We start from the raw sequence: 26,275 nt of genomic DNA on the forward strand, positions 1-26,275 counted from the left end.
CATCGTGCTCTATGACAACCCCGACGCGTTCCTGCTCTGCGCCTTCAAGCAGGACAACGCGCTCTGCGAACCCGAGCCCGGCGCTACCGCCCCACGGCAGTATGACTGCTGACCCGACTGCGGCAACGCCGTCCGCACTGACGCTCACGCCCGACAACTCCGCGAACGCACCGACGAGCTCGACCAGCTCGCCGCTCACTCCCCCGGCCCGGTCAGCAAACGCCTGCGCGCCAACGCCAACCGCCTCCGCGAGACGGCCGACACCCACGACACCACTGCACAGCCCGCAGAGGCCCTCCCATGAACCAACAGCACCAAGACGAGCGCACCCCGTATCCGCAAAGCCATGGCCCGGCTCCTGAGCAGACAGGCCACCGCCTCCAACGACAGCCTCACCATCGTTGCCCTCGCCGCCGAGGCAGGCGTCAAACGCTGGGTCCTCACGGACAAGCACGTTGACCTGAAAGAAGAATTCACCCGACGGAAGTCCGAGGCGAACGGCATCCCGCTCGCGTTCCAGCATCTGTACGCCCGCGCAGTAGATGCCGAAGCCGTCGTCCACGCACTGCGGGAGGACAACGGTCGGCTTCGCGAGCACGTCGCCGTCTATGCCCAGGTCATCCACGAACTCCGCACCGAGCTGGACCGGCGCACCAACAACAGCACCCAGCGGAGCCCCGTCCGGAGCCTCCCCACCAGCCACCTATGAAGCGCGGGGCGCTGCGCCTGGCCGCGGTCGGCGTCAGCTCACCACTGGGTGATGAGCGGTGTGTCCGGTCCGTGCTGGCGCCAGGCCTCGGTGAGGCGGACGAGGCGGGCGGGGGCGGCGATGCCGCGCACGGTTGCGATCTTGCCGCTTGTGATGTCGAACGTCACGGCGCCCACGACCTTGCCGTCGGGCACGAAAAGGATGGCGGGGGCGCCGTTCACGAGCGCGTAGTGGACAGCAGAGATTCCGCCGGCAAGCCGCTGTTTTGCGGGCGTGGATTTGAAGCCGGCCCGTGCGATGGCGGCGATGCGCTGTGGAGTGTCGTACCGAAGCAGCTTCTCGGTCAGGCCGGCACCGTCGGAGATCGCGGTCGCGTCGTCGGTGAGCAGCGCCACTAGGCGTTCGGTGCGGCCCGAGGTGGCTGCGGCGAGGAATTCCTCGACGATCCTGCGGGCGGATGCCGGGTCGACTTCGCCACTGCCGCGGCGTGTGGCGGTGATGCGGTGCCGGGCTCGGTGGAGGTGCTGCTGGCTTGCGGAATCGGTGATGTCGAGGATCTCGGCGATTTCGGCGTGGTTGTGGGAGAACGCTTCGCGCAGGACGTAGACGGCCCGCTCCAGCGGTGACAGACGCTCCATGAGAGTCAGTACGGCCAGGGAGACCGATTCACGCTGCTCGAATGTGTCGGCCGGGCCGAGCATCGGGTCGCCGTCGAGGAGCGGTTCAGGCAGCCAGGCACCGACGGTGCGTTCGCGGCGGGCCTGCGCTGAGCGGAGCTGGTCTAGGCACAGGTTGGTGACGACCTTGGTCAGCCATGCTTCCGGCACCTTGATCCGCTGCCGGTCGGCAGCCTGCCAGTGCAAGAACGCATCCTGCACGGCGTCTTCCGCGTCGGCGGCGGAGCCAAGCAGCCGGTACGCCAGCGAGGCCAGCCGGTTCCGGTTGGCCTCGAACCGGCTGGTGTCGAAGCGATCACTGGCGGTGCTGTTCACGCGGAACACCCTAACTAGACGGCTGCGCTACCACGTTCTCGGCGGACTCGGCGGACTCGGTGGGCCCGGCGCCCAGGCGGCGTTCGCGCCTGGGCAGACCGCTGGCCAGGCAAAGCGCGACACCGAATCCGAGCCAGGTCATGAGCACGAGGACGGAGTGGGTGGAGCCGTGGCCGTCGAAGAAGGCTGTGGAGCGCAGCAACTGGCCGCCCGCTCCGGGCGGCAGCAGCTGGCCGAGCGTGCCGGACCAGCCCGGCAGCATCTCGGGTGCGGTCGAGGCGCCTGACAGGGGGTTGCCGATGAGCATCATGGTGACGGCGCCGAGGCCGAAGCCGGCGTACCCGAACTGTGACTCCAGCCCGATGATGGTCAGGGATGTGGCGGCGATGGCCAGGGCGATCGCGCCGGTGCTGACCAGGTAGGAATCGTCCAGTGAGCCGAGCCAGAACTGCAGGATCGCTGCCACCGCCAGGCCTCCGGTGATCGCGAAGGTGAGTGCCCCGGCGACTTGGCGGACGATGCCGCGGACCAGCCTGGTCAGTAGCAGCGCGGCGAGCAGGCCGCCCATGACCAGGGGCAGGGCTCCGGCGGCCAGGCCGGCGCCGCGGGGGTCGTCGGCCGGCAGGGCGACGATGTCGCGGACAGGGGACGTCTTGCTGGGGCCCTGCGCCTGACCGAGCCCCACCGCGACGCCCTGAAGGGTCTGGGCGACCGCTGTGCCGGCGGCCGAGGCTGTGATGACCTGCGGAGCGCCGGAGCTGACGTCTATCGCCCCGTACACCTCCCGGTCGCGGATCAACCGTTCGGCGGATGAGGTGTCGGCGACCTCGGTGATCGCGAAGCCGCCCGGCAGGCGTTGGTCGAGCGCGGCGCTGACCTGCTTGACTGCGGCGGGCGGCCCGGCGACGGCGATCGGCACGTCGTGCACATGCGACCGCACCGACGGCCAGGCGAAGGCGGTGAGCAGCACACTGATGAGTGCCGTGAGCAGGACGACTGTCCTGGCCACCGTCGGCCAGGACGACGGCAGTGTGTCGGCCACGCGTGGGGCCGGAGTATCCATGCGTCCTCCTCGGACAGAGAGATCTCTTTGCCTGGTGACGGGGACGGGCTGGTTGCACACCCCGGGTCAGCAGCGGCTCCGGCCGGTTGCTGGTCCGGCCTCGCAGGTGGGCGGGCGGTATCTGGCCCAGTGCCGGGGTGCTCAGGCGCGCACAGGATGGGGCGGCGGTGATCCGCCCCTGGCCTCGAAGCGCAGTGGCAGTGCTGCCCACGGCGGCTACGCGGCCGCCTTCTCGTCTGACGCATCCGGTACGGCGGCCAGATGGCGCTTGCGCTTGGGCAGGCCGAAGGTCGGGTGCGAGGTGGTCCACAGCGACATCTTGAGGATGCCCGCCTTGATCCGCGCGGCCTTCCTGCCGCCCACGTACTTGGGCTTCGCCTGTGCTTCGCCGTCGACCATCTGCAGGATCCCGTCCCGCCGCCCGAGGCTGATGTGGTTGCCGTGGTACTCCAGCTTGGCGTTAGGGATCTTGCGGCCGGTCAGGCGTCCCACGATCGCGGCCGTGGCCTGCATGCCGGTGTAGCCGGCCGAAGCACAGGACATCGGCAGAGGTCGGCCATTGTCGCCGATGGCGTAGGCGCTGTCGCCCACGGCGTAGACGTTCGGGTGCGAGACCGACTGCATAGTGCGATCGACGACGATCCGACCGTTCTCGGTGACCTTCAGCCCGCTGGCGGCAGCGATGGGGGTGACCGCGAACCCGGCCGTCCACACGGTCGCGTCGGACGCCAGGGCGGTGCCGTCGGCGCACAGCACCCGCGCCGCTTCGACGGCTTCGGCCTCGGTGTGCTCCAGGACGGTGATGCCCAGCCGGTCACAGGCCTGGCGCAGATGGCTGCGGGCTCCGGCGGAGAGTGACGCGCCCAGCTCGCCGCGGGCGATGAGTGTCACTGACAGGCCTGGCCGGGATTCGGCGATCTCGGTGGCGGTCTCGATGCCGGTCAGCCCGTCGCCGACGACCAGCACACTCCCGCCTTCGCCCCGCTTGGCCAGGTTGTCCAGGCGCTCGCGCAGGCGCAGTGCCGCCGGACGACTGGTGACGTGGAAGGCGTGTTCGGCCACGCCGGGGACGCCTTGGTCGGCGACGCGGCTGCCGAGCGCGTAGAGGAGGGTGTCGTAGGCGAGCTCGCCGCCGCCGTCGGCGTCAGCCACGGCGACGACCTGCCGCTCGGGGGCGACGGCGGTGACACGGGCCAGGCGCAGCCGTATCCCCGTGCCCGCGAAGACGTCGGCGAGCTGTGGAGCCTCGATCTCCTGGCCGGCCGCGAGCTGGTGTAGCCGCAGCCGCTGGACGAAGTCCGGCTCGGCGTTGACCACGGTGATCTCGGTGCCTGCCGGGGACAGCCGACGGGCCAGGGTCCCGGCCACGTAGGCCCCGGCATAGCCGGCGCCGAGAACGACGATGCGGTGCTTCATTTGCTGCTCCTGTCGGTTCGCTAGCTCTCTGTCGGTGACTTGAGCGGGACAGCGCCCCGATTCCTGACAGGAACAACATGTGACATGGATCACAGAGGGGCAGGAGTGCCGCCAACCGATGCTCGCAACGTCGAGGCGGCGCGCATGGGACTCCGTGGGCGCGTGATGCCGCTCAACGCAAGGCGTGTCACTCACTCAACGCCACGGCCTGGACGACGGGCGCTGTCACGTTGTTGGCTGTGGGTCTCTGGCAGTGTGTCGGGGCGTGGGGGCCGGGGTTTCGGGCTGGTGCTCAGGCTTTGGCGGGTTGGCCGGCGGCGCCGGTGATCTGCTCCCAGATGGCGAAGCGGACGGTCATCTCGGCTCGGTAGTCGGAGGCTGTCATCAAGTGGCGGCGAGGCCGGAAGTGGGGTGAGATGCCACTGAACGCGGCCAGGAACCGCTGGGTTCCGCCCACGCTGCGGAAGCCCTTCATCGCGCGTTCGCGCTGCCGGGTGGGCTGATGACTGTTCTCGGCCCGGTTGTTCAGGCCCTTGTGCGAGCGGTGCTCGAGCGACGGCATCACCTCCCGGTGGGCCGCGCCGTAGGAGTGGAGCTTGTCGGTGACGACCACCCGCGCCACCGCACACGTCTTCTTCAGCAGTTTGCGGAAGAACCGCCTGGCCGCAGCGGTGTCTCGCCGGTTCTGGACCAGGATATCGAGCACGGTGCCATCCTGGTCCACGGCCCGCCACAGGTACTTCCGCTCACTGTTGATCTTGATGAAGACCTCTTCCAGGTGCCACTTGTCCCCGGGCTGGGGCCGCCCCCGGCGCAGGCCGTTGGCGTAGGACCGCCCGAACTTCGCGCACCAGCGCCGGACCGTCTCGTAGGACACGATCACACCGCGCTCGAGCAACAGCTCCTCCACCTCGCGGAAGCTAAGCGGGAAACGGAAGTACAGCCACACACAGTGGGAGATCACCTCGACCGGGTACCGGTGTCCCTTGTACGACGGCGACGCACTGCCCACGGACAATCCCTCCCAGCATGATCAACCCGAAAATCATCCCATCCGGACAGCCAACGTGACAGTGCCTCACGCGAAGCTCTCTGCCGAGGTCGGGAAACTCGTCCCAGACCGATGGGTTCCTGGCGAGGGGCGCGGACAACAGATCGCCTTCGTACATGTGCCCCTCTGTCATCGGGTTCTCCCGAAGTACCTCCAGGGGTCAGGCGGCCCAAGGGAAAGATCTGTCGGTGACGCCATCACCCATCATCACTGTCCGCCCAGCACTTGACGTCGTCGGCGGTCAGGGCGGCGGGAATGCCGTGGGTCCGGGCCGCGGTCAGATCATGAACAGCTCCGGGTAGGGCGTCCGAGGCCCAGATCAGACGGCCGGCTGGATCCGCGAGGACCTGCACATTCATCCCGTAATGCTTCTTCTCCCCCGAGTAATACAGCTGGTCGGCAGCGACGCGGTCGATCGGCAGCACGGTGCCGTCGAGGATCACGTACGCCTTCTTCCGCACGGTCGTCATGGCCTGTTCCAGAGTGGGCGCGAGCGCGGCCAGCAGGTCGACGGCCTCGCGTATGTACCGGTGGACCGTCGTGATCCCGACGCGGAAACCTGCTGCGAGGCGGGTTCAGGTGTCGCCGCAGCGCAGGTGGGCCAGGACAAGCAGGGCCTGCCGGCCACACGTCAGGCGTCGCCACCGGGAGCCGATCCGACGACGGTGACCCGCAAGGAGACCGGAGAGGTGCTGCAGAGTGCGGCTGGACAGATCGATACCGGACGGATGGACAAGCATGCGAAAGCTCCTGGCGGACTGGCGATCTTGGTCGTGAATCCGTCTACCAGGAGCTTTCTCCATGCCCACCGCCGGGGTCGCCCGTCCAACCACCCGTCAGGTTGGAGACGGCTCCCGGGGGATCCTCTCGGCTGCAACAACCTTCTGCAGTCAGGACCGAGACCTATTATTTCCGATTCTGTATATGACCACGCCTAGAAATAGCGACACCGCCGGGGCGATCATTATCGGAACGAAATTTGCCCCGTTCGCAAGCATCACCCCAATGGATACGATCATAACCAGAGTGAAAAATATAACCCCTATCCCCAGCGCTTTGACCACTTGTGCAGTGACGTGACCCACTAATCCTCCTCCACGCTTCCGGGTGATCCGGTGGGTGAGTAATTATTTGCCGCGCCATCTAATGAAAGCGACGATGCACACAACGGCCAGCATTGCCCCGAATAAGATAGGAAGCTCCCACCCCTGCGGAATTCAAGATCCTTTTCCCTGCCCTTCAGGTGTATAGATCATGACACGTTTCCAAACTCTCTCCAGAGGCCTTTTTAGGAGGCGGGTGGGAGCAATCTTTCTGCCTCACCCGCCCACGGTCGGCGCCTACACCCCACCTACCGGTGGGGACGAGCACTAGCTCGTCCCCACCGGTCGCCCTCGCGGCGAGGCCCTACATCTGGTTCCGTTTGTTCATTCGCGCAGCCACCGCTCCCCAACCGAGGAAGAGAAGGGTCAAGGCGAGGAGTGTCAGGCCTCCAGCGATCATCCCTAGGACTAGTAGGGTGATCGACAGCGCAATACCGAGTACGCCAAAGACGTAGGTCGCGGTCAGCAGCCGCTTGGACAGAGCTTGTCGTTGCATGGATACTCCCACTTGGCGCACTTTGCGTTTTCCTTTCCGAGTGCCGGGTTCTTCAAGGCGGCCCGGTGTCTGATCAACTGAAGGGCATTTGGGCAATCTGACTACCCGCCCAGCTTGCCGCGTAGCAGCCGAGGGCGAATCCCGCCGAGGCGCCGAGCGTTAGGGGCGCGGCCAACGCCATACTTCCGCACGCCATTCCTATACCGCCACCTGCTACGGCTCCTGCTACGTCACCCCACAAGGCCTTGGTGTCACCTTCTGCCAGATGGGCTCCTGCTTGAATCACATCGCCGACCGGGCCCAGTGCATCCACCAGCGCTAGCCCACTCGGATCGATGTGGTTGATGGGGTCGCCCGCACCGTAGAGGTAGGCGTTGGTTTCCTTGCCGCTGGGGTCGGGTTGGGTGAAGCGGCCGAGGTTGGGGTCGTAGTAGCGGTGGCCCATCTTGTACAGGCCGGTGGGGTCGAGGTAGGTGCTGGTGTAGCGGTAGGGCTGGTTGGTTCCGGTGTTGGTGCGCGGCTCGCCGTAGGGACCGTAGGAGTACGTAGCGGTGCGCTTGCCGGCGGAGTCGACCAGGCCGATGACCGAGCCCTGGGCGTCGGTGAGGTAGTACTGGCTGTTTCCCCCGCTCCTCATGGCCACCAGCGTGCCCGAGGGCTCGCGGACGAAACCGGTTGCGGTGCCGGAGGCGCTCTGGTTGCTCAGGCCGACGGCGGAGTTGGTGAAGGTGGTGGTGTCGCGGGTCAGGCGCTGGGTGTTGTCGGTGCCGGCGTAGGTCTGGTTCGTCGTGGTGCCGGACTGGGTGTAGGCGTCGAGCTGGGTGAAGGGGCTCCAGGTTTCGTTGGTGCGGGTGCCGGTGGGGCTGGCGGCGCTGGTTTCGTTGCCGGCGCCGTCGTAGGTGAAGGCGGTCTTGCCGTTGAAGGCGGTCAGCTGGCCGGCGTCGTTGTAGGTGGCCTTCTGGGCGGCGGCGTCACAGGTGGCGGGCAGGGTGGTGCCGAAGGAGCGGCCGAGGCGGTTGCCTGCCTCGTCGTAGCAGTAGGACCAGCCGGCGGTGGTGGCACCGCTCTTGGTCTCCACCGCCTTGGTCAGGCGGCCCGCGGTGTCGTAGGTATAGGCAGTGGCGGCACCGTCAGCGGTGCGCTTGCGGATCTTGTCGGTGTCCTTGCCCGCGTTGGCGTAGTCGTAGGAGATCGTCGACAGGGTCGTCGTGCCTGCCTTGACCTCGATCTTCGTGGGGCGGCCGGAGTCGTCGGGGGTGACATTCTGGGTGGTGCCGCCGGGGAAGGTGATCTTGGTGCGCTCGCCGTTGTTGTTGTAGCTGTAAGTGGTCTTCGCGTTCCCGGGTTCGGTGACCGAGATCAGCTGGTTGGCCTCGTCGTAGCCGTAGGTCACCGTGCCGGCGGAGTCGGTCGCGGTTTCCAGGTTCCCGGTGGCGTCGTAGGTGATTGACGTGGCCGGGGTGCCGGGCAGGGCGCGGCTGCGCTCGCGGTTCTGCTCGTCGTAGGTGAACGTCGATGTCCCGGCGGGAGTGGTACGAATTCTGAGGTTGCCGTCGGCGTCATAGGTGAAGGCGGCGGTCTCCGAGCCTGCCTTCTGGGTCTTGATGCGGTCGCGGTCGTCGTAGGTGTAGGTGGTGGTGATGCCGCGGCCGTCGGTCATGCTTTCCTGGCGGCCGAGGTCGTCGTAGGTGTAGCTGATGGGCTTGAGCGGGCTGGGCGGGGTGACCTTGGTCAGGTTGCCCGAGGTGTCGTAGGTGTAGCTGGTCTTCTTCTCCCGCGGGTCGGTGGCGGTGCAGCGCTGGCCGGGCAGACCGCCGCAGTCCATCTCACCGCTCTTGGGGTTGTAGGTGTACTCCCATTCCACGGCGGTGCCGCCGGAGGTGGAGTCGGTCGAGGTGAGCAGGTTGCCCGAGGTGTCGTAGGCGTTGGTGGTCTCCTCCGCGCTGGCGGAGGTGGCCGTCTCGGGGAAGTAGCCGCTGCCCTTCTTCACCCATGTCGCCGTCGCCGATGCCCCCGTCGGGATGGCGACGGATTCCGGGTTGAAGGCCTCGTCGTAGGTGTAGCTGGTGACGTTGCCGTCCTCGGGGGAGAGGCCCATCGCATCGGTGGCGGTGGCGATGTCGTTGTCCGGGCCCCAGGACTTGGAGCGCGTGTGCCCGAGGGGGTCCTCGGTCTTCTTGGTACGCCAGTAACCGTCGACCGTTTTGAGAGTGTTGTTCCCTCGCGGATCGGTGATCTGGACGAAGCCCTCGCTGCTGGTGTTGTCCGGGCCCAGCGCCCAGTTGAACACGGTGGTGTTGCCTGCTCCGGTGGCGTTGTTCACCACGCGGTTCAGGGAGGCGACCTTGTCGCTGCTCCAGGTGAACCTGGTCTGCCGCCCCTCCGCGGTCGTCACTTTGATCAGGCGGTTGGAGGAGTCGTAGTCGAAGGTGGTCTTCTTGCTGTCGGTGTCGGTGAACGTTTTGATCAGGTCACCGGTGTAGGTGTAGCTGATCGAGCGGCCGGTGTTGTCGGAGACCTCAGTGATGTGCTTGCCGTCGTTGGTGAACGTCAGCGTCCGCTTCGACGTCGAGGTGATTTTCGAGGTGAAGTTCCCCGAATAGCTGATCGTGGTGGCGTTGCCGTTCTTGTCCTCCACCTTGGACACCCGCGCGATCCCGGTGGTGCCCGGGCGGGTGAAGGTGGTCTTCTCCCCGGTACGGCGGCTGGTGAGGGTGAAAGACTTCTTGTCCGAGGCTTCGGTCAGATCCTGCTTGTAGCCCTTGGCCGAGGTGAAGCCCGAGCCGTCGCGGGCGAAGACGGCGGCGGTGCCCGACGGGCCGTGGACGGAGACGCCCCTGGAAGTCGGTTCCGTGACGTGGTAGTCCGCGCCGGTGGTGGCGTTCCAGCCGATGCTGTTGAGGCTGTTGAAGGTGTTGCCGTAGGACAGGCCGGGGCCGGCGTCGGCGATGTCGAAACCCTCGACGGTCAGGAGCAGGTTGCCGTTGCCGTAGTTGACCTGGGCGCTGACACCGTCGGAGAGTTGGGCGGAGAAGAACTCCGACCAGGGGACCTGGCCGACACCAAGAGCGTAAAAACCTGGGTCGGCCGCTGCGGACTTCGCCAGCGGCTGCCCGGTGGTCTGCGCCGTCTTCAGCGGGGTGCTGGCCGGTGCCTTCGTCACCCCCAGCGGGAAGGGCTTCGGCTTCGCCGCGGTGGCCGGCGCCGCAGCAGGACGCGGAGCCGTAAGGGGCTGGGCGCTCGCGGGGAGGGCGGCGGTCATGGTGGCCGTCGCGGTGGCCACGGCCAGGACGGACAGCGGCAGCCAGTATCTGCGGCGCCGCATTGCGGGCATGCGAGGATTCACGAAGGTCTCTCCGATGCGTGAGATGTCAAAGGAGCAGGACCTGCCGGGGCGGCATCCCTGCACGGATGCCGCCCCGCCCTGTTCCTGACGGGAAATGGTGTGTGAACAGCCCGGTGAGGGCCGTCAGCAGCGCTTGGAAGTACGGGCGTTGAGCGGATCGGGATCGGCTGGGATGTTGATCGTTCCGTCGGCCGAGGTGCACTCGTCGGCCGTGTCGGCCGCGTTGCCCCAGAACTCCTGCGAGTGAGTGTTGAAGACCGTTCGCTGGCCGACCAGGGAGTTGCGCTCGTAGGCCCACACGCCGACGGTCAGGTTGAAGTTGATGTTCTGGTCCAGAAAGGACTTCCACGCCCACACGTAGCCGTAGTTCTTGTCACAGCTGGGCGAGTAGAACTGCTTGACCGAGGCGATCGTCTCCGTGCCCCGGTAGATGTACTCCGTCGTGCCGATCTGCGCGGCGTCCGAACACACCCCCGCCGCGGTTGCCACCGCGCTGAGCGGGTTGCCGGCCTCCGTACCCGCCGCCCCCGCCGCGGCGTTCGCCGCCTGCTGCTGAGGCGTCGCCCCCGGACCGGTCGCCGCCGATGCCACCCCTGTGCCCAGCAGCGACAACGTTGCCCCCGCGACCGTCGCCGCCACGGTCATACGCACACGTCTCACGTGCAAACCCCCCCTGTGCGAAAGCGTGTCCCCAGCGCCCGGCACGAGCACCAGGCAACTCACGCGAATGAAGGCGCACCAACCGATGCGCCTTCGCATCATCGCCATAACCCCCACCGGAACGGCGTATTCCGTGATCGTCGCTACGGTAAGCCAACACCTTGACGCTCCGTGACGTCATGGATTCAGAAAGCGTTTTCCTGCATACCCAAGGCAAACCATTCACGCCGCCGGCGATTCCTCAGGCCGGTGCCGTGCATAGATGTTCAATACACAAGACAGGGCGTCAGGTGTGAGTTGAACAACACGCATGACACCTGGACAACAGGGCAGACGAGCCCGTTTGACCTGTCCTCAGCACACCCGTCCCACCGACAGCACGCCCCGCCCCGCCAGGCCGACAGGTCACACCTCCGACCCGGCCGGGCCCGGGGCAAGGCCCGCAACCTCACGGACGAACGCTTCCGGAGAGATCCAGGAGCCGCGAACGGCGAGGTGGCTGCCGGCCAGGTCTCCAACGCCCACCAGGCCGTACACACTGGCGTACAGCGCGGTCCACGAATACGAAGCCGGCGAAACCCTGAAGGCGGTCGAGCACCCGGGAGCAGGGATCCAGCCTCACCCAGAACCGGACCGACACCAGCCTCAAAACCCCAAACGCGAAGGCCCTGGCCGATGCCGCGCTGAGCACGGACTCCCTCCAGCGGCAAAAGAACTTCCTGCCCTGACCGGCCTCCCCGCATGGCGCGACTGCATGAAGCCGGGCCCCGGGGTGCGTCACCCCCGGGGCCCGTGGTGTGTGCGGCTCAGGACCAGCTCTTCCCGGCCGCCGTGGTGGTGAGCCAGTCGGCAGCTTCGGCGCCGGTCATCAGCAGGAGCTGCGTCGGGTGTGCGGTGTCGTTCTGGACGACCTGAGCGTGGCCCGGGCGTGCGGTGTCGTTCTGAACGACGTGGACGTGGCCCGGGTGTGCGCTGCTCTTGGGGGTGGGGCCGGCTATCGGGGCGAGCTGCTGCCAGGTGCCCGCGCTGACCCGCGCGAGGATCACGGTGGCGAACCGTTCGCAGTCTCGGGCGCGAGCCCCGCCCTCGCCCCGGCCGCTGCTGTTGATTATCGGTATAGCCAAGCGGGAGCTCACCAAGCGCGGTTTCGGGCCGTGGGCCTGGGCGTTCCGGCGCGGCACGGAACGCCAGTGCGTGCAGTTCGCGATCCTGCCGTGGGACGCGCTCGACACTCGTTCGTGGGGTGACACCGGTCAGATGCCGGCCCCGGAAGTCGCCCGGGTCCTGGGGACGTACGCGACCCGGGTGCTGACCCCGCGCGGGTCGACGGCCGTCTCCAGCCTCGAGCTGATGACGTCGCTGCGCCCGCCGACCCGCGCGGTCAAGGACGAGGAGACCGGCGCCTGGGTGCCCGGGGCGATGCCCGGTTCCCTGCCTCGCGCGCTTCCGCCGGCCCCGCCGGAAGCGCCGCCCGAGCACCCGGTGGCCATGGCCGCGCTCAAGGGCCGCGAGCAGGGCGAGGACGACGTCTTCCACGAAGAGGCGTACGAGTGGGCGCGCGACGTGGAGCTGATCACCGACCTGGAGGCCACCCGGAAGTGGGCGGTCGGCATCGACGTGAACACCGCGTTCCTCGCCGCCGCCAACCGCCTCGTGGTCGGGCTGTCCGAGCCGGTCCACGTGGAGAACCCGGTGTTCGACAAGAACGTGCCGGGCACCTGGCGCATCGACCTGTCGGCCATCGAGATGGACCCGCGCCTGCCGAACCCGTTCACCTTCCGCGGCGAGCGGCCGACCGGGCCGGGCTGGTACTCCACCTCCACCGTCGCCTACGCGGCGGAGCTCATCGACACCTACCAGCTGCCCGTCACCCTCAACCCCACCGAGGCCTACCTGCGCCGCGAGTCCGGCCCTTACCTGGATCCCTGGTACAAGCACCTGTCCGAGGCGTACAAGGCGACGATGGCCGACCTCGGGGTGGTGTCGGGGATGGGCGAGCAGGAGTTCCTGGACGCGATGGCCGTGCACCAGGACGACGACCCCGCGACGGTCGCCGTGCTGGACGCGATCAAGTCGACGGTCAAGGGCGGCATCGGCAAGCTGAGGGAGCGCAACAAGAACTCGCAGATCCCGGCCGGTGAGCCGTGGCCGACCCTCAAGCGCGTGGCGTGGAGCCCGCACATCCGGGCCGAAGTCATCGCCAAGGCCCGCACCGGCATGCACCGCAAGATCCTCAAGACGGCCCTGGCCACCCAGTCCAACCCCGCCCCGGTCGGTCACCTGACGCTCGGCGAGGACGCGCTGCTGCCCATCGCGATCCTGTCCGACTGCGCCGTCTACCTCTCGGACGGGCCCTCGCCGCTGGACGTGCTCCCGCGCACCGCCGACGGCAAGCCCGTTGCCGGCGGATTCCGCCTCGGAGTGAGCCCCGGCATGGTCAAGCACCAGGGCACCGAGCCGCTGATGTGGGCCATCACGATGCTCGACGAAGGCCACAACCCGGCCAACCACATCAAAGGCACCGACTCGATCGACGACGGAGAGTAGGACACCGAGATGGGCATCCTGGGCGACAGCCTCGACAAGGCCACCGCGGGCACCGCGACCCGGCCGATCCCCAAAAGCGCCGGCGCGCAGATGCGCTACCTGGTCAAGCAGCACTCCGGCTCCACCAAGGCCGTAGCGCAGCTCCTGGGCATCTCCCAGCGCACCGTGGAGCGATACCTCAAGGGAACACTCAAGCGGCCCCGCAAGGACCTCGCCACACGCCTGACGGGAGAGGTCCGCAAGAAGTGGCAGCCCCGCGTGGTGGCCAGGGCGAAGAAGCGGGCAGCCAGCACGGACGGCATCAGGATCGAGACCCGGGCCCGGTTCGGGTTCACCGCCGCGCCGGGCACCACCGACGACGGACGAATCCGCCTCATCACCCAGCACCTCCCCCCGACCTACGCCGCCCGCCTCTTCACCGCCCAGGAACAGGGAGCCACCGAGCAGCAGCTCCAGGACATCGCCGCCGCAGGACTCCAGGAGATCTACTTCAAGGACCGCGGCCGCCGCGCCCCCGGCCTCCAGGTGGAACTCACCGACATCGACTACATCGAGCTCGACTTCTAACACTCCCCGCCTGGGGCGGGCATGCGTGAGTGTTTGAGCCGAAGCGCGGTAGTTGCCACACAGGCAGGCTTGTTGTCACCGTGTCCGGGTTGGTAGGCGTTACAACCAGTTGAGCACCGACGCCGGACAAGGCGGCAGCGGCCTGTCAGTGGCCGGTGGCAAGATCGCCGGCATGGTTTTCGTACGTACTACTCCGCCGCGGCTTGTCGACGTCACCGCGGTCTTCCCCGAGCTGGCTCCGTTGGCGCGTGCGGCGATTCGGCTGCATCCACGGGCCGGGTCGCCCTTGGTACGGGACAGCTCTGTCGGTGGCCCATTGCTGTGGCCCGTCGAAGAGCCGTGGCCGCACTGCGAAGCCATGCACTCGGGCACCGGACGGTGCAAGTCGCCGGCAGACATACGACTCGAGAGGTGCCGACAAGCCCGACTCCACCGTGATCCCCAAGGGCCTCACTACACGCCGGAGGAGACGGCGATCCAGGCCCGCAACGCCGCGACGTTCATGGAGCGCCTTGATGCCGGCCCTCCCTGGCCCGCGGAAAGTCCGGTCCCTATGCTGCCCGTCGCCCAGCTGTACGTGCGCGATGTCCCTCTCCTGCGGCCGCCCGGGAAAGCCGACGTGCTCCAAGTGCTGTGGTGTCCATACGACCACGAACCGTATGCCAAGCCTGCGACTGCGCTGTTCTGGCGGTCCGCCGCAGAGGTTGGCGATGTCATGGCTGTGCCACCGGACCCGTACGAGGCGGACTGGGACGGCTATGTGCCGGAGCCATGTCTGCTGGCACCGGAAGCGATCACCGAGTATCCCCACAGCCTCGATCTGAGCCCGGAGATGCGGCTGGCGGTGGGGGACTGGAGCAGGTGGCAGGCAGCCGGTGTTGCCGTGGACAGCTCCTACGCGGACTATCCGGCGCAGTTCTACGACGGCAATCTGGCAGTCGCTCCCGGCTGGAAGGTCGGCGGCTGGCCCCCGTGGGGCCGCACCGACCCGTATCCTCGGTACTGCAGTGTCTGCGAGGTACAGATGGTCCCGCTGCTGACCATTGCCTCCTTCGAATGGGACTACGGCAAGCGCGGCTGGGCGCCACACGAGGACGAAGCTGCCGCCTATACCGCCGGCCATCGTGTCGGTCAGAACCCTGCGCAGCCGACCAAGGTGGAAGTCGGCAGCACCGACAACATGCAGCTCTACGTCTGTCCGGCCTCCCCCGGGCATCCGCACACCGACCTGATCCAATGAGCCGTCACTGACCATCGCGCAACGGGTGACAGAAATGCTGCCGAGTGCGGGTGCGTGACAAACCACTTGCCTCACTGGTGCCAGCCAGACTGCTTCGTGCGACCCGTTCTCGCACCTCAACCGACCCGGCTGGTGACAGCTATGGTGCTTCGGCACAGTGTTGAGACGGAGTCCTTGAGTTGGCGGATGAGCGCTTGGGTTGGCGGGTGGAAGGGCTCGACGCAAGGTCAGCCCCGCGTACCTGACCCAGCTGGAGAAGGGCCTCGGCCACCGGGTCGGCGGTGGCCGCAACGGACATCTGACGCGGGGCATCGTCCACCGCACCCGCTCGGCGTCGCGGACAGGCGGGCCAGGTGAGCACTCGGCGGCCGGAACGCCGGGCGCTTACCCCCCGGTCATTTGATGGCGCCGCGGAGTGCGGCGACGACAAAGCCAACCGCGGAGCCCAGCAAGAGCAGCGTCAGCACGCCCCAGCCCACGGGAATCGACCACAGCGGCCAGCCGGCGGCCGCCTGCACCCACAGGGTCACGATGGCGGCGACGCCTATTCCGAGGCCGTGCCACCGCACGGTGGCCGCGGCCACCACCTGCCGACGGCTACGGCGGCCGAGCAGCCCCCACAGGCTGCCGATGAAGGCCACCGCACCGAACGATATGCAGCCGATCGCCCCACCGAGCCGGTCCTCCGGCCAGTTCACGGGCCCGTCGGACGTCTGCTGCCGCCGCCCGTCGGCGTCCCGGACCTCGACGACATCCCCGTACCAGATCAGGCCGGCGACCTTGTCATCCGGCTCCATCTCCGACACCACCGGATCGGTGTTGCGGAACGTCACCTGCCATGGCTTGCCGCTGGGCAGCACCAGCTCCGCCTCCGGCGACTTGCCTCTCTTCCCGCGGTGCAGTGCGGCCTTGCGGACGGTGAAGTCCTGTTCCCAGAGGCAGGCCGAGACCTTCACCGGCACGGAAGCGCAGTCCGGCGCGGCCCGGAACTCCCGCTCCCGCTCCAGCGCCCCGGAAACCTCGCTGGCCATCGCCACCCCGAGACTGGCCACCAGCAGGGCGACCAACATCCAGACCACCGCCCGCAGCCCCGGCTTCCACGCCGCCTCAGCCATTTTTCCTCCCCCACCTCGCACTCGGGCACCATTTGGGCACATAGGTACCAACGCCCATCGCACAGCACCCGCGACGTGCGCGTTTCACCCTCGATCCCGACGGGTCACAGCATCCACCAGCAGAAGCAGGCAAGTAACGCGGACAGTGGGCAGAGCCCCCGCACCCCACGTTGCCGACTCCCGGCAACAACCGCGGGGCAGGTAGTTGGCAGGCCACCATCAGCGTCCTGCCAGCCAACCCGCCAACTACGTCGCACAGCTCCGCCAAGTAGCGCACTCACCCGCCATCTGAACCACTCAGTCACAAATGCCGGGGACCAGGCGCTTTGTGCGGGCCGGTCTACAGTTCGATGTCGAGCCGCTCCACGTCGGTGAACTCCACGCCCAGCCCGTGAGCCCGGCTGTTGTTGGTACGGAAGTACATCCGGGCGAGGCCGTCGGCTGTGATCTGCTGGAGCTGCTGTTCGGTGGCGCCTTGCTCCCGCGCGGTGAACAGCTGGTCGGCGGAGTGCCTCGTGCCCGTGTCGCTTCCCCCTGCCCTCGATCTGTCTCTCGACCTGCTGCGTTGCCCGACGTGCCGTACGCGCCGCCTGCACCCCGGCCACGGTGCGCTGCGTTGCCCGGTGGGCCATACCTTCGACATCGCCCGTCACGGCTATGCCAGCCTGCTGACGGGCACCCGCGCCACCAGCTGCGACGACGCGGCCATGGTCCAGGCCCGGGACCGCTTTCTGTCCACCGGCGCCTACGCGCCCATTCGCGAAGTCGGGGCCCGCCTGGCGGCTGACGCCGTGTCTGAGCAGGGCGCGGTGCTGGATGTGGGGTGCGGCACGGGTTACTACTTGGCCGGCGTACTCGACCAGCTGCCTGGCGCCCGCGGTCTGGGGCTGGACACATCGGTGCACGCACTGCGCTTGGCGGCCCGTGCCCACGACCGAGCCGCCGCGGTGGCCTGGGACGTGTTCCGTCCCTTCCCACTGGCCGACGGGGCGGCCGATGTCGTGCTGGACGTGTTCGCCCCACGCAACCCGGCCGAGTTCCACCGCGTGCTGCGTCTGACCGGTCGGCTGATCGTGCTCCGACCCACCGGTCGGCACTTGGCCGAGCTGCGTGGCCAGATGCCTGCAATGATCACGATCGACCCGACCAAGGAGCAGCGCCTCCACCGAGCGCTCAACCCCTTCTTCGAGGCCGTCGTCACCGAGCAGGTGGAGTACTCCGTTCCCTTGACCAAGTTGGATGCCCTGGATCTGGTGGGGATGACGCCGAGTGCACGCCATGTGAGCCGCGCAGACCTCAACGACGGCGGCGTCCTGCCCGATCAGGTCACTGTCTCCGTGCTGGCCACCGCCTACCGGCTCCGGTGACCACGAGCGGGCGCGTGCGCTTGCTGACCGACGAGCAATGTGGCTGCGCCATCTTGAAGTGGCTGGTCAGCAAGGGTAGCGTGACCCCGTTTCGTGGTGTTTGTGCTGGTCGTGGGCGGCAGTCTGGGGTGTAGATCGTCCGGCGGGGTGGTTTTGTCGATGAGTTCACCGTCCTCGAACGGTCTACCCAGCGACACGACCGTTCTCGACAGGAGTGCCATGTCCACCATCCAGCCAGTGATCATCACTGCCGACCAGGACGTCTTGGTCAGCTTCTATACGAAGTTGTTCGGCGCCGAGGCGACTTTCCGGGTGCCGGCGGAAGGCCCGGCCTTCTACCTCGGCTTGCGCATCGGCGACACCGACCTCGGGCTGGTGGCCAAGACGAACCCGGGAACCGGGGCGGCGCCGCGGATCCTGCTCAGCATCGGTGTCGACGACGTCGACGAGACGCTCGGCCGGGTGACGGCGCTGGGCGGCTCGGTCAGCAGCGGCCCCAACGACATGCCGTGGGGACAGCGCGTCGCCCACATCCAGGACCCCGACGGCAACCCGTTGAACCTCACCCAGCCGATCCAAGCTCATTGACGCTGTTCCGGGGTGCTTATGCTGATCGCGGGCCGCCTGCGGTAGAGATCAATTTTCTGTAGTGGCCTCGATGTTCGTCAGTACGAGCAGCGCGCGAAGCAGGTGGGTGGTGCGGGCAGGGTCAGTGCGGAGCTTGGTGAGGATCCGCCAGTTCTTCAGGTGGGCGAACCCGCGCTCGACGGGCGCGCGTCCGGCGGCCAGAACCCGGTTCGCCGTCTTCTGTCCAGGGGTGAGCTTGCGGTAGCGGGTGGCCTTGAAGCCGGTCACGATGACCAGGTCATCGGGGTCGTCGGGCTTGTCCACGCCGAGGAAGCCCAGGTCGGCGAGCGCGCCGAGGCCGGCCGCCTTGAGATGTTCGACGAGATGGTCATGGCGGGCGGCGGTGGCGTCGTGGGTGCGGCCGGGCCGCGCGGCGGAGATCCAGATCAGGCGGCCCCTCTCGTCGGTCAGGGCGAGGAAGTGCAGGCCGTGGCGGTGGTGCTTGCCGGAAAAGTGTTTTCGGTTGTCGCGGCCGGTGCGGCGCTGGGTGGCGATGAGGGTGCCGTCGACCAGGACGACTTCCCCGCCCCGCTTCGCGATCTTCTTCAGGGCCTGGTCCAGGCGCGGAGCGCGGGCGGCGAGCAGGTGGATCATCTCGTCGCGCCAGCGGCGGACGGTGGACTCGGCGATGTTGTTGCCGCCGGCCATGTCGGCCAGGCGCTGATCGTGGCGGAGCACGGCCAGCACGATCACCGCGATCTTCCCCGGCGGCAGCGACCGCCAGCGCGAACCTATCGATTTCAGGTGGCGCCGCAGCAGGCCGGCGAGGTGGTTGACGGTGCTCGTGGACAGCGGCAGACGGCACTGGTAGACAAGGGACACGGTGTCCCCGGCGTGCTCTTCGGTTTTGCTCACACATTCCCAACGAGCCCCGGGGGCACCGCAGTTATGTCCGCCCCAGGGAACTGCGGGTCACGGGCAGACGGTGAACCGCCCGTCGGGACGCTTGTGCAGCCAGCTGCGATCGGCCAGTTTCGTCAGCTTCCCGCGCAGCGGCTCCAGCTTGCCTCGCACCCCGGTGTCCAGCCCGAGCGCCTCGCCCACCTGCCGGACCATGACCGGCCCGCCGGCAGCGCGGACGGAAGCAAGAATGCGCTGGTACTCCGGCGGGAGCGCGGTCTCGGCCATCTCCGGGACGCGGTGCGGGATCAGCAGCACCCCCTTCCCGCCCACCTGCGCGACAGCCGGCACCGTCGCGGCCCGTTCGGCAGCGACCTGCTCGCCCATCCGGGCCAGGACCCGCTCCGCCGCCGCCAGGTCCTCGCGTTCGGCCCGTACCTCGGCCAACTGCTTGACCAGCTGTCCTTCCAGATCGTCCAACTCCGCGCGGCGTACCGCGATCCGCTCCTGCACCTGGGGATCCACCATGCGCCGGATCGTAGGGAGGAGAACGAGGCGGCGGACCGGAACAGGCGAACCGCCCTGCCCAACGATCTACAGCTAGACACTGCCCTACCACCAGCCCGAGCAGCCTCACCCGCCATCACACCAGAGGCCCTGACCAGCCAGGATCAAGATGGCGGAGCTTCTGTGGACCGTGCGCCGGAGTCGATCTAACCTACGCGTGCCAGCGCTGCGGCACGAGCGAAAGGATCTTCCGCGAGCGGCTGTGCGCCCGTTGCTTCGTCACGCAACAACTGGCCGAAGCTCTCGGTGGACAAGGCCAAGCGATCCCCGCGCAGCGGCAGAACGTCCCCTCGGCTCTCGCCGCGGCAGGACGCCCTCGCAGAGTGGCGCATTGGTTGATCCGCGCCGGAGTACCCGCCCTCCTGTCCCAGCTAGCCAGTTCCGATGAGGAAATCACCCACCAACAGCTCGACGCTCTCCCCAACACGCCGACGACTCGCTACATCCGCGACGTCCTCGTCGCCGCCGCGGTGCTGCCGCCGCGCGACGAACTATTGGAGGCCCTGCCCCGCTGGGCGGACGCCCTCTTGGCCCAGGCCCCGCTCCCTCAGCGGTAGCTCCTCACACCCTTCACCCATTGGTACCTGCTCCACCGCATCCGCCGGGCCCATCGGCGCCGCCCGCTACGCGCCAGCACACAACACCACATGCGATCGCAGCTGCGCCGGGCCCTGGAACTACTCGAATGGCTCGACGAGCACGGAACCGCCCTCGGAGACCTCACCCAGCCAGAACTTGAGATGTGGCTGGAGGGAGGGACTGGAGAGCGTCGTGAGGTGCGTGCCTTCGTCACCTGGGCGCGAGGCCGGGGACTTGTCGGCGAGCTCGTAGTTCCCCGGGCACGCGTCCCTGCCCCCAGCGTCTTTATGACGGACGAGGAGCAGGCCGAGCAGCTACACCGGTGTCTCCGCGACGATTCTCTGCCTCTCGATGTTCGTACGGCTGGCGCCCTAACACTCCTCTTCGGGCTGCAGCACACCAAACTGCTCGGACTCACCGTGCATGACGTCATAGACGACCACGCGACGGGGGCGCTCAACCTCGCAGGCCATCATCTTCCGCTGCCGCCCGAAGTCGCCCGGCTTGTCCGTGCCCAACGCGACAAGTGCCAGGCACGCTGGCAGCTCGATCACACAGCCTGCACAACACCCTGGCTTTTCCCCGGCCAGGAGCCCGCCCGCCCTCTGGGAGCCACCTACCTCAACTTGAAGCTTCGCCGACACGGCATCGCGCCGCGCGCCGACCGTAACAATGCCCGTCTCGCACTGGCCACAGACCTGCCGGCGTCCGTCCTCGCCGACTTCACCGACACGAGCATCAGCAGCGCCACCCGCTGGACCGGATACGCCAGGCGCGACTGGCTCGACTACATCGCGTCCCGCAGGCGGATCTGACTACTCCCCCGGGCGGCGGCCACGGCCCAGAGAGACCACCACGAGATGGTGGTGGTCATAGCGCCTCGGCGCATTCGTCGACGAACGCGCAAAGCCTACGAATGAGGCTCAGAAAGTGGGGGGTGGGGTCCGTGTCGGCCTGCTGGTGAGGCGCTTCCCGGAGCCACTCTTGCCACAAACCGCCCGGTTTCCGGAAGCGGTCGACCTGGCCACCTCCAAGGTGCAGGTCGATGAACTGGAGAGCACCCATGACGACGGCCTGGTCGTATCCGAGGTCAGGGCGGCGGAGATAGCGATCAAGGTAGGCGGCGAGCAGGTCAGCGTCCCGTGCTGTTCCGAAACTCGCCAGGGCCACGCTGTAGGCCAGTCCAACGCAGCAGACCTCGCTGGCCAGCAGGAGTTCCCCGAGACGCTCACGGAACTCGGTCCGGCGGGAGACAGCTACCAGCCAAGCAGCAGTTCTCCGCCGCGGCCGCGGCGTGCCACTGTGGTGGACGCTGCGGCGCCCCTGGCGGCCGCTGAACTACCACGCGGCCCGCGCCATGTTCGTCCGCGTCAACGAGATTCTGGGCTCGAACTGGACTCTGCACGACCTGCGGCACACCGCGACGTTCCGGATGACGGAGGACCCGGAGATGTCGCTGGTCTACGTCCAGCACCTCCTCGCCCACAAGTACCAGACGACCTTGCAGAAGTACCTCAACCCCAGCAAAGACGAGGTCATCACCGCAGGTCTCGCGCACTTCGCCCGCCTCGAGCTCAAGCGCAAGAACCCGCCGCCGACGCCCGCACCCTCCTACAACCCGGAATCCCTCAACGTGCTCTTCGGAGGACCGCGCACATGACGACCATGGTCCTGACGGACTCACGCCCCGATGCCGCACCATTCCGGCCCCTGGCGGGCGCCGAGGCAGAGAAGCTGTTCCGGCGCTTCCCTGCCCGCCCGCGCCCGACGACCTGGCCGGAGACGGCCGTGAGCCGGGAGGCACTTCTCGACCGGCTGCAGCAGCCAGCGCCGATCCTGCCCGGCACCGACTCCACCCAGGCCACGCGGTTGGTGGGAGCCCGCCTGCTGCTGCGCTGGCTGGCGACCCTGCCGGGCGACACCTGGCAGCAGCGATGGCTCGCCTCGCCCGCCGCCACTGAACTGCGTCAGTGGTACGCGCACGTCCAGGAGTACGCCCGGACACTCGGTAGGAACCCCACAGCAGCCACGATCCAGGCCGGGATGCACGTGCTCATCTGCGCCGACGCGATCCGTCCTGATCTGGAGTGGCTCGTCGCCAACTGCTCGCGGTTCCTCAGACCGGCCATCCAGCACGTCCGGGATGCCGAGGGCTTCGCACGTCTGGAGGCGGTCGGCTGCCCGGCTGGAAGCAGCGCCCGAACGGCATCCGAAGCCTTGCGGGCGATTGCACAGATCATGGTGGCCCACGGCGGCACCATCCAGGACATCACCGTCGGCGACTGCCTGGCCCTGCTTCAGGCCACCGTCGGACGGAGCAGCGCCGACACCCGCAGCGCTCGCCTCGCCTACGCCTGGCTCCGGGAGATGGGCCAGTTCCCTCCCGACGCTCCGGTCACCCTCCTCAGCCTCGCCCACCGATCCGGCCAGGTCAGCCCTGAACGGCTCGTCGACCGATACCAGCTGAAATGCAAGCCGGTCCGCGACGTGATCGTCGGCTATCTCACCGAGCGCCGCCCCAGCCTCGACTACAGCTCGATCCGACACCTGTCGTCTGCTCTTGCCGGCCTGTTCTGGGCCGACATCGAAAAGCACCACCCGGACGCCGATTCGTTGCGCCTGAGCGCCGAAGTCAGCACGGCCTGGAAGGCCCGACTCGCCACGAAGACCGTCCGGCGCATGCAGCCGGACGGCACCACAGCCTGGGTCACCGCACCGCGGGCGACCGCCCCGGCGATCAAGCAGCTCGTCAGAGCCTTCTACCTGGACATCGCGCACTGGGCACTCGAAGAGCCCGAACGGTGGGGACCCTGGGTGGCACCAGTCCCGATCACCGAGGAAGAGTGCTCAGTCAAGAAGCTCGAACAACAGCAGAAATCTCGTTCAGATCAGCGCACCCGTGAGCGCCTGCCGGTGCTGCCCACGCTGGTCCGCGTCGCGGAGCGCAGGCTTCAGGAGGCCAAGACCCGCCTCGACGCCCTGAACGCCACCTCGCTCGGCTCCACCTTCACGGTGTTGGGCGAGACCTTCACCGTCCCGAAGAAGACCGCGCGGCTCGACGGCCGCCCGGTCACCGCCCTCGACGCTCAAGGCAAGCGGCGCGAGCTCGGAACCGAAGAGAAGCGGGCCTTCTGGACCTGGGCGACGATCGAGATTCTTCGGCACACCGGAATCCGGATCGAGGAACTCCGGGAGATCGGTCATCACAGCATCATCAGCTACCGAGTTCCCGACACCGATCACGTCATCCCGCTCCTGCAGATCGCCCCGTCGAAGAACGATCAGGAACGGCTCTTGCTGGTGACTCCGGAACTTGCAGACGTCCTCAGCACTGTGATCTCGCGTGTTCGCTCCAGGGACGGAACGGTCCCGCTGATCTACAGCTACGACGCACACGAGAGGTCCTGGAATCCGCCCATGCCGCTTCTCTACCAGTGGAACATCAGCGGCGAGAACCGTCGGGTCTCCGAGCACACGCTCCGCGAGGCGCTCAACGACACACTCGCCGCGTCAGGACTCACCGACGCTGCCGGACGCCCACTCCGGTTCGAGCCTCACGACTTTCGACGAATCTCCATCACAGACGCCATCCTCAACGGCCTGCCCCCGCATATCGCCCAAATCATCGCAGGTCACGGCAACATCAGCACCACTATGGGCTATGCCGCGATCTACCCGAAGGATGCCATCGAGGCGCACCAGGCATTCATCGCCCGCCGGCGCGCTGTCCGGCCAACTGAGGAATACCGCGCGGTCACACCCGACGAATGGAGCGAGTTCCTCGGCCACTTCGAGCGACGCAAGCTCGCACTCGGAGACTGCGGACGCGCATACGGAACCGATTGCATTCACGAGCACGCATGCGTCCGATGCCCCGTCCTCATCGTCTCCCCGGCCGAGAAGCCCCGGCTCATCGAGATCCGCGACAACTTGACCGAACGAATCGCAGAGGCTGAACGCGAAGGGTGGCTCGGGGAAGTCGAAGGGCTCTCCACCAGCCTTGCAGCGGCCGAGGAAAAGCTCGCTCAGCTCGACGCAAGACAAGAACACAGAGATTCCCCCGTCTTCATGGGCATCCCCACATTCGACCAACTCGTGGCTCGCGGGAGCGACGTGAAGGACCTCTGATCACAGCGGGGCCGCCGTCCGCGCTCCGGTTGCCGACCCCCAGCAGTAGTTCAGAGAAGGCGTGTACGCGCTGGATCAGGCGTGGCGCGAGGGCTGGGAGACCCTCGCCGCTCTCCTCGCCACCACCAAGGCGACCAGCCGGTGACCCGCCCGCTCCCGTACCCGCCTGGAGCTGACCTGTCGGCCGGTGCGGCGGCCGACCTCGGCTGCCACACCGTTAGCTCTGACAAGAAGCAAGCTCTACGTGCGGAGTTGCTCGACGTATAGGCGCGCATATCGCCCCCAATCAATTCGAGCATTCTTGACCCGTTCCATAGCTCGCCCCGAAGGCATCTCGTCTTCCATGCGGGCCCAGGAGATGAGAAGAAGGGCAAGTATTGTCGCCGCCTTCTCATCTTTCCCATCCATGACCTCCCACATTTCTTTCCCCATGGGGTGTCGAAGATTCAACTCGACCCGACACATTCCGGGAAGAAATGAGACGTCAAACATCTCGGGTCCATTCCAGCCCGCCGCAACAAGTCTTGTGGGAAGGGAGCTCTCTCCGGGGGCTGATGACTCCAGCAACACTTGCCAAAGTTCCGGCTTTCCTTCGAGGGTCGGAGAGCTGGCCTGTGTAGGCCCAGGCTCTACCAGCTCACTGGCCTTGGTCGATTCGGTCGCGTGTGGTGAAGAAGCAGCCGTAAGTGTGAGCTTAGGGTCAGGGTGCTCTGCCTCAGGATGGTGCATCGACAACCATAGAGATCGGAAGCGATCAACCTCGTGCAAAATTGTCTCGCGTCTTGCGAGCGTGAACAATGCGTCTATCAGGGCTTCCACTTTGAGCCAGCGCGGAACACGGCGACCCGTCAGAATATTGGCAACGGTCTGATGAGACATGGAATCCCTGGCGAATTCTGACCGTGCTATCGCCTCGCTTATCTTTCGGGTGCTCGGAAATCCGGCTAGCCGATAGAGATCGTGCAGGGCTGCCAATAGGTTGCGGTGAGGTCCGGGCGGGATCTCCAACTCTGACGGCAGTGCAATCAGGCCCTGCCTCGCTCCTGCCATTTTTCCCCCACTCGATGACGATCACTGATCGTCCTTAAGGAAGTGCTCGACGAATGCCCTGACTGCGCCTCCAACCGCAGCCGATGCTAACGCCAGACCGACTCGGAGACTTGTTCGCTCCACTGCTTCGGTTTGTGCATTCCCAGGCCCCGACTCTTGCTTGGGGTTGGGATCCTCCGGGGGCTTCTTCTGAAAAGCGCTCATGAACCAATCCTGAGATCACCATGGCACCCGGCAGACACTCGTGAACGCTAGTTGACGAAACTTTACAGACGTGACCAGGACGGGCCAGGGCAGTCACCGCGTAGTTCAGAGAAGGGGCGTTCCAGCTCGACTCCGCCTGGCACCACGGCTGGGAGACCCTCGCCGCCCTGGTCGCCACCACCAAGTCCACCACCCGGTGACCGGCCGCCCCCGCACCCGCCTGGACCGGGTACGCGCCAGCGTCGGCATCGCCCAGCTCGCCCTCCAGCAGATCCAGGACGAACTCACCGGCGAGATCAGCGCCCAGGAGCTCGCGCAGATCCTGCGCGAGCTCCACCACGAGGACCACCGCCAGGACGGCGTCTTCGGCTCCCTCGCGCAGCTGCTCACCGTCGCCGCACGGATCGAGCCGGACCGCGACGGCGAGATGTCGTGCCCGCTGCACGAGGCCGCCGCCCTCATCACCGAGAACGCCGGCCTCCAGACCTACTACGCCACCCGTGCCCTTGACCCGCAGGGAGAATCCGCATGAAGACCTTCCGCCTGGACAACACACTGCCCGTCGACACGACGATCCCGGAGCCCCCGCTGGTGATCCTGATCGGCGC

Annotated in this window: 23 protein-coding genes and 3 pseudogenes; 12 read left to right on the plus strand and 14 right to left on the minus strand. The window is 67.3% G+C overall.

The window, feature by feature from the left end; all coding sequences use genetic code 11:
• Positions 1-145: 145 nt before the first annotated feature.
• Both VN520_RS39550 and VN520_RS04250 read left to right on the plus strand, forming a co-directional pair.
• Positions 146-304: pseudogene (locus VN520_RS39550) on the plus strand (hypothetical protein); the annotation flags it as partial.
• A 42-nt stretch (positions 305-346) separates the two neighbouring features.
• Positions 347-709: a hypothetical protein gene (locus VN520_RS04250; protein WP_325745480.1), complete on the plus strand. Its 363-nt coding sequence runs from the start codon at positions 347-349 to the stop codon at positions 707-709.
• A 38-nt stretch (positions 710-747) separates the two neighbouring features.
• On the opposite strand, the gene VN520_RS04255 is transcribed toward VN520_RS04250, so the two are convergent.
• The 9 genes and pseudogenes from VN520_RS04255 to VN520_RS04295 form a co-directional block, all read right to left on the minus strand.
• Complete coding sequence (locus VN520_RS04255) at positions 748-1,701, minus strand: sigma-70 family RNA polymerase sigma factor (protein WP_325745481.1); 954 nt, start codon at positions 1,699-1,701, stop codon at positions 748-750.
• 10 nt (positions 1,702-1,711) lie between these two features.
• Complete coding sequence (locus tag VN520_RS04260) at positions 1,712-2,764, minus strand: hypothetical protein (RefSeq protein WP_325745482.1); 1,053 nt, start codon at positions 2,762-2,764, stop codon at positions 1,712-1,714.
• Positions 2,765-2,980: 216 nt separating this feature from the next.
• Positions 2,981-4,180, minus strand: a complete 1,200-nt coding sequence (locus VN520_RS04265) for an NAD(P)/FAD-dependent oxidoreductase (RefSeq protein WP_325745483.1) — start codon at positions 4,178-4,180, stop codon at positions 2,981-2,983.
• A 292-nt stretch (positions 4,181-4,472) separates the two neighbouring features.
• Positions 4,473-5,192, minus strand: coding sequence for an IS6 family transposase (locus VN520_RS04270; RefSeq protein WP_414719763.1), 720 nt, complete (start codon positions 5,190-5,192; stop codon positions 4,473-4,475).
• Positions 5,101-5,388: a contact-dependent growth inhibition system immunity protein gene (locus VN520_RS04275; RefSeq protein ID WP_325745515.1), complete on the minus strand. Its 288-nt coding sequence runs from the start codon at positions 5,386-5,388 to the stop codon at positions 5,101-5,103. The genes VN520_RS04270 and VN520_RS04275 overlap by 92 nt, the downstream gene beginning before the upstream one ends.
• Before the next feature lie 55 nt (positions 5,389-5,443).
• A pseudogene (locus tag VN520_RS04280) lies at positions 5,444-5,971 on the minus strand (transposase family protein); the annotation flags it as partial.
• A gap of 932 nt (positions 5,972-6,903) precedes the next feature.
• On the minus strand, positions 6,904-10,155 hold the full coding sequence (locus tag VN520_RS04285) for an RHS repeat-associated core domain-containing protein (RefSeq protein WP_325745485.1): 3,252 nt from the start codon (positions 10,153-10,155) through the stop codon (positions 6,904-6,906).
• A gap of 144 nt (positions 10,156-10,299) precedes the next feature.
• Positions 10,300-10,836: a hypothetical protein gene (locus VN520_RS04290; protein WP_325745486.1), complete on the minus strand. Its 537-nt coding sequence runs from the start codon at positions 10,834-10,836 to the stop codon at positions 10,300-10,302.
• 806 nt (positions 10,837-11,642) lie between these two features.
• On the minus strand, positions 11,643-11,960 hold the full coding sequence (locus VN520_RS04295) for a hypothetical protein (protein ID WP_325745487.1): 318 nt from the start codon (positions 11,958-11,960) through the stop codon (positions 11,643-11,645).
• On the opposite strand from VN520_RS04295, the gene tap reads away from it, so the two are divergent.
• The 3 genes from tap (at position 11,884) to VN520_RS04310 (ending at position 15,190) form a co-directional block, all read left to right on the plus strand.
• On the plus strand, positions 11,884-13,383 hold the full coding sequence (tap, locus tag VN520_RS04300) for a telomere-associated protein Tap (protein WP_414719764.1): 1,500 nt from the start codon (positions 11,884-11,886) through the stop codon (positions 13,381-13,383). The genes VN520_RS04295 and tap overlap by 77 nt on opposite strands.
• Positions 13,384-13,392: 9 nt before the next feature.
• Positions 13,393-13,950 (plus strand): telomere-protecting terminal protein Tpg, encoded by a 558-nt coding sequence (tpg, locus tag VN520_RS04305; RefSeq protein ID WP_325745489.1) that lies wholly within the window; start codon positions 13,393-13,395, stop codon positions 13,948-13,950.
• A gap of 172 nt (positions 13,951-14,122) precedes the next feature.
• Positions 14,123-15,190: a hypothetical protein gene (locus VN520_RS04310; protein ID WP_325745516.1), complete on the plus strand. Its 1,068-nt coding sequence runs from the start codon at positions 14,123-14,125 to the stop codon at positions 15,188-15,190.
• 395 nt (positions 15,191-15,585) lie between these two features.
• On the opposite strand, the gene VN520_RS04315 is transcribed toward VN520_RS04310, so the two are convergent.
• Positions 15,586-16,305: a hypothetical protein gene (locus VN520_RS04315; RefSeq protein WP_325745490.1), complete on the minus strand. Its 720-nt coding sequence runs from the start codon at positions 16,303-16,305 to the stop codon at positions 15,586-15,588.
• Between the two features lie 515 nt (positions 16,306-16,820).
• Here VN520_RS04315 and VN520_RS04320 point away from each other — a divergent pair.
• Both VN520_RS04320 and VN520_RS04325 read left to right on the plus strand, forming a co-directional pair.
• Positions 16,821-17,672: a methyltransferase gene (locus VN520_RS04320; protein ID WP_325745491.1), complete on the plus strand. Its 852-nt coding sequence runs from the start codon at positions 16,821-16,823 to the stop codon at positions 17,670-17,672.
• Positions 17,673-17,891: 219 nt separating this feature from the next.
• Positions 17,892-18,260: a VOC family protein gene (locus VN520_RS04325; protein ID WP_325745492.1), complete on the plus strand. Its 369-nt coding sequence runs from the start codon at positions 17,892-17,894 to the stop codon at positions 18,258-18,260.
• 48 nt (positions 18,261-18,308) lie between these two features.
• On the opposite strand, the gene VN520_RS04330 is transcribed toward VN520_RS04325, so the two are convergent.
• Together VN520_RS04330 and VN520_RS04335 are read right to left on the minus strand one after the other, a co-directional pair.
• Positions 18,309-19,154 carry a transposase family protein gene (locus VN520_RS04330; RefSeq protein ID WP_325745493.1) on the minus strand — a complete coding sequence of 282 codons (846 nt, stop codon included), beginning with the start codon at positions 19,152-19,154 and terminating at the stop codon, positions 18,309-18,311.
• Positions 19,155-19,211: 57 nt separating this feature from the next.
• Positions 19,212-19,667, minus strand: coding sequence for a hypothetical protein (locus VN520_RS04335; protein WP_325745494.1), 456 nt, complete (start codon positions 19,665-19,667; stop codon positions 19,212-19,214).
• Positions 19,668-20,029: 362 nt separating this feature from the next.
• Here VN520_RS04335 and VN520_RS04340 point away from each other — a divergent pair, with 362 nt between their 5' ends.
• Entirely contained in the window at positions 20,030-20,263 is a 234-nt protein-coding gene (locus VN520_RS04340) for a hypothetical protein (RefSeq protein WP_325745495.1), read from the plus strand.
• Between the two features lie 90 nt (positions 20,264-20,353).
• A complete protein-coding gene (locus VN520_RS04345; protein WP_325745496.1) occupies positions 20,354-21,100 on the plus strand; it encodes a hypothetical protein in 747 nt (248 codons plus the stop codon).
• Positions 21,101-21,155: 55 nt separating this feature from the next.
• On the opposite strand, the pseudogene VN520_RS04350 reads toward VN520_RS04345, so the two are convergent.
• Positions 21,156-21,566: pseudogene (locus tag VN520_RS04350) on the minus strand (DUF6000 family protein); the annotation flags it as partial.
• A 13-nt stretch (positions 21,567-21,579) separates the two neighbouring features.
• Between VN520_RS04350 and VN520_RS04355 the strand changes: the two are divergent.
• Together VN520_RS04355 and VN520_RS04360 are read left to right on the plus strand one after the other, a co-directional pair.
• Positions 21,580-21,945, plus strand: coding sequence for a tyrosine-type recombinase/integrase (locus VN520_RS04355; RefSeq protein ID WP_325745497.1), 366 nt, complete (start codon positions 21,580-21,582; stop codon positions 21,943-21,945).
• A 383-nt stretch (positions 21,946-22,328) separates the two neighbouring features.
• Entirely contained in the window at positions 22,329-24,413 is a 2,085-nt protein-coding gene (locus VN520_RS04360; protein ID WP_325745498.1) for a tyrosine-type recombinase/integrase, read from the plus strand.
• Positions 24,414-24,653: 240 nt separating this feature from the next.
• On the opposite strand, the gene VN520_RS04365 is transcribed toward VN520_RS04360, so the two are convergent.
• Complete coding sequence (locus tag VN520_RS04365) at positions 24,654-25,292, minus strand: hypothetical protein (RefSeq protein ID WP_325745499.1); 639 nt, start codon at positions 25,290-25,292, stop codon at positions 24,654-24,656.
• Positions 25,293-25,863: 571 nt separating this feature from the next.
• Between VN520_RS04365 and VN520_RS04370 the strand changes: the two genes are divergently transcribed.
• Positions 25,864-26,199 (plus strand): hypothetical protein, encoded by a 336-nt coding sequence (locus tag VN520_RS04370; RefSeq protein ID WP_325745500.1) that lies wholly within the window; start codon positions 25,864-25,866, stop codon positions 26,197-26,199.
• Positions 26,200-26,275 lie beyond the last annotated feature (76 nt).

The sequence above is a fragment of the Streptomyces sp. genome, assembly GCF_035563135.1.
GTDB lineage: Bacteria > Actinomycetota > Actinomycetes > Streptomycetales > Streptomycetaceae > Streptomyces.

Bases quoted from the DNA above. Each gene is read 5' to 3' on its own strand.
- VN520_RS04250 (WP_325745480.1), top strand. From the start codon at position 347: ATGGCCCGGCTCCTGAGCAGACAGGCCACCGCCTCCAACGACAGCCTC.
- VN520_RS04260 (WP_325745482.1), bottom strand. From the start codon at position 2,764: ATGGATACTCCGGCCCCACGCGTGGCCGACACACTGCCGTCGTCCTGG.
- VN520_RS04265 (WP_325745483.1), bottom strand. From the start codon at position 4,180: ATGAAGCACCGCATCGTCGTTCTCGGCGCCGGCTATGCCGGGGCCTAC.
- VN520_RS04285 (WP_325745485.1), bottom strand. From the start codon at position 10,155: ATGCGGCGCCGCAGATACTGGCTGCCGCTGTCCGTCCTGGCCGTGGCC.
- tpg (WP_325745489.1), top strand. From the start codon at position 13,393: ATGGGCATCCTGGGCGACAGCCTCGACAAGGCCACCGCGGGCACCGCG.
- VN520_RS04310 (WP_325745516.1), top strand. From the start codon at position 14,123: ATGGTTTTCGTACGTACTACTCCGCCGCGGCTTGTCGACGTCACCGCG.
- VN520_RS04315 (WP_325745490.1), bottom strand. From the start codon at position 16,305: ATGGCTGAGGCGGCGTGGAAGCCGGGGCTGCGGGCGGTGGTCTGGATG.
- VN520_RS04325 (WP_325745492.1), top strand. From the start codon at position 17,892: ATGTCCACCATCCAGCCAGTGATCATCACTGCCGACCAGGACGTCTTG.
- VN520_RS04335 (WP_325745494.1), bottom strand. From the start codon at position 19,667: ATGGTGGATCCCCAGGTGCAGGAGCGGATCGCGGTACGCCGCGCGGAG.
- VN520_RS04345 (WP_325745496.1), top strand. From the start codon at position 20,354: ATGCGATCGCAGCTGCGCCGGGCCCTGGAACTACTCGAATGGCTCGAC.
- VN520_RS04360 (WP_325745498.1), top strand. From the start codon at position 22,329: ATGCACGTGCTCATCTGCGCCGACGCGATCCGTCCTGATCTGGAGTGG.
- VN520_RS04365 (WP_325745499.1), bottom strand. From the start codon at position 25,292: ATGTCTCATCAGACCGTTGCCAATATTCTGACGGGTCGCCGTGTTCCG.